General features: G+C 58.8%; 3 protein-coding genes. 2 read left to right on the top strand and 1 reads right to left on the bottom strand.

Going from position 1 to position 2,361, the window contains the following annotated elements; all coding sequences use genetic code 11:
* The coding region (locus tag OQK_RS30595; RefSeq protein ID WP_038861596.1) for a hypothetical protein at positions 1 to 275 on the bottom strand (275 nt) is incomplete at its 3' end.
* Positions 276 to 427: 152 nt separating this feature from the next.
* On the opposite strand from OQK_RS30595, the gene OQK_RS22950 reads away from it, so the two are divergent.
* Both OQK_RS22950 and OQK_RS22945 read left to right on the top strand, forming a co-directional pair.
* Positions 428 to 646 (top strand): DUF2970 domain-containing protein, encoded by a 219-nt coding sequence (locus tag OQK_RS22950; RefSeq protein WP_016774481.1) that lies wholly within the window; start codon positions 428 to 430, stop codon positions 644 to 646.
* 470 nt (positions 647 to 1,116) lie between these two features.
* A partial coding sequence (locus OQK_RS22945; protein ID WP_038861593.1) for a nitrite/sulfite reductase occupies positions 1,117 to 2,361 on the top strand: 1,245 nt, incomplete at its 3' end.

Below are 2,361 nucleotides of genomic sequence, written 5' to 3'. Positions count from 1 at the left end.
TCTTTGAAGGTGGACATGGAGCGGTCCAGCCTCGTCTGAGCAATAAAACTCATCCTGTAGCTGGTATTGACCACCTGACGCTGGGCCGGCGTCGCCTGCGTGTACCAGCGCGGGAACACTGTCTGCGCCTGCTTGAGCTCGGTTTTCCTGTGCACCGGCGCCTGAATCAGCCAATGCGGCATCACGGATTCGAGCCAAGGTGCGTGGAGGCTCTCGGACGCCGCAGGTTTGAGGGGGCGCTCGGTTACGGTCGAAACGTCTGAATCGGTGGACATACATCGCTCCTGTAAATGGAGCGACAGCACATCACTGACGCCGCGCTGTCCGGCGGTACATGGCTATATCCCTTGCGCAAAAGTTGTAACGCGGCATCCGTGACCACAGCGATTGACTATGCTTCGGGGGACGATTTTTCGCAGAGGGATTTATGGACGATCCAGTCGACAACAAACCGCCGAGTTTCTGGCAGATGCTGCACAGCGTCATGGCAGCGGCGTTCGGCGTGCAAAGCGGCAAGAACCGGGAAAGGGACTTTACCCACGGCAAACCCAGCCACTTCGTGATTCTCGGCGTTTTGTTTACAGCCGTGTTTGGCCTGACGCTGTTTGCCATCGTCAAACTGGTGTTGTATCTGGCCGGGGTGTGATGGCGCCAGGCCGGGCACCGACTCGAGCTATCCGGGCCCTGGAAGAAAGGCCCGGAACGCTGATTTACTGATGGCTGACCCAGAAGACCGCTGTTCCTACAACGAGAATGATCAGGAACAAAATGGCCCACGCGTCGACGCTGCTGTCGCTTTTCCTGGCTTTGGTCGGATTGCTCATTGCATCGCCTCTTGTCGGTTTTATCGGTGATTGCACAAAGACTCGATCACAGTTAAGACGATGATTGTCCGCACGACAAATGTGGAATAGATGACCGGCATTCGCGTTAGGCGATTTGGTTCTTTACATATACTCAAACATCACTTTTGCGCATAACTGCAAACGGGTATATTGCCCCGGCTCCGTGACGGAGTGCGCGGCCGTGCGCGCAGAATTGCAGAGGCAACATCGGACTCCAGCAAGCGAAAACGCAGCGTTTTCCGAGTAGCCCAAGCCTGAGAACAGGACTTATATGTACGTATACGACGAGTACGATCAGCGGATCATCGAGGACCGCGTCAAGCAGTTCCGTGATCAGACCCGACGCTATCTGGCAGGTGAGCTGAGCGAAGAAGAATTCCGCCCCCTGCGCCTGCAAAATGGCCTGTACATCCAGCGCTTCGCGCCGATGTTGCGCGTGGCGGTGCCTTACGGCCAGCTCACTTCGCGCCAGGTGCGCATGATGGCCAAAATCGCCCGCGACTACGACAAGGGCTATGCCCACATCAGTACGCGGCAGAACGTGCAGTTCAACTGGCCGGCGGTAGAAGACATCCCGGACATCCTCGCTGAACTCGCGACCGTGCAGATGCATGCTATCCAGACCAGCGGTAACTGCCTGCGCAACGTCACCACCGACCAGTTCGCCGGTGTCGCTGCTGATGAAGTGATCGACCCGCGTCCATGGTGCGAGATCGTCCGCCAGTGGACCACGTTCCACCCGGAATTCGCCTACCTGCCGCGCAAATTCAAGATCGCCGTCAACGGCTCGACCAGCGACCGTGCTGCCATTGAAGTCCACGACATCGGCCTGGAACCTGTCTACAACGCTGCTGGCGAGCTGGGTTTCCGCGTGCTGGTTGGCGGCGGCCTCGGGCGTACGCCGGTGGTGGGCGCATTCATCAATGAATTCCTGCCTTGGCAAGACCTGCTGAGCTATCTCGACGCCATCCTGCGTGTGTACAACCGCTACGGCCGTCGCGACAACAAATACAAGGCGCGGATCAAGATCCTCGTCAAGGCGCTCACGCCTGAAGTGTTCGCGCAGAAAGTCGATGCGGAAATGGAGCACCTGCGCGGTGGCCAGACCACGCTGACCGAAGCCGAGCTGCATCGCGTCGCCAAGCATTTCGTCGACCCGGACTACAAAACCCTCGACAACCAGACTGCGCAACTGGCCGATCTGGACCAAGAGCATCCGGGTTTCGCCCGCTGGCGCAGCCGCAACACCCTGGCGCACAAGAAACCCGGCTATGTGGCTGTGACGCTGTCGTTGAAGCCGACCGGCGTTGCCCCTGGCGACATCACCGACAAGCAACTCGACGCCGTCGCCGATCTGGCCGAGCGCTACAGTTTCGGGCAACTGCGCACTTCCCACGAGCAGAACATCATTCTTGCCGATGTCGAGCAGAGCCAGTTGTTCACCCTGTGGGGCGAGTTGCGTGAAGGCGGTTTCGCCACGCCAAACATCGGCCTGCTGACCGACATCATCTGCTGC

Source organism: Pseudomonas sp. R62, from assembly GCF_000257605.1.
GTDB lineage: Bacteria > Pseudomonadota > Gammaproteobacteria > Pseudomonadales > Pseudomonadaceae > Aquipseudomonas > Aquipseudomonas atacamensis.
The sequence above is the reverse complement of the archived record's forward strand: the minus strand, read 5'-3'. Positions and strand labels throughout refer to the sequence as shown.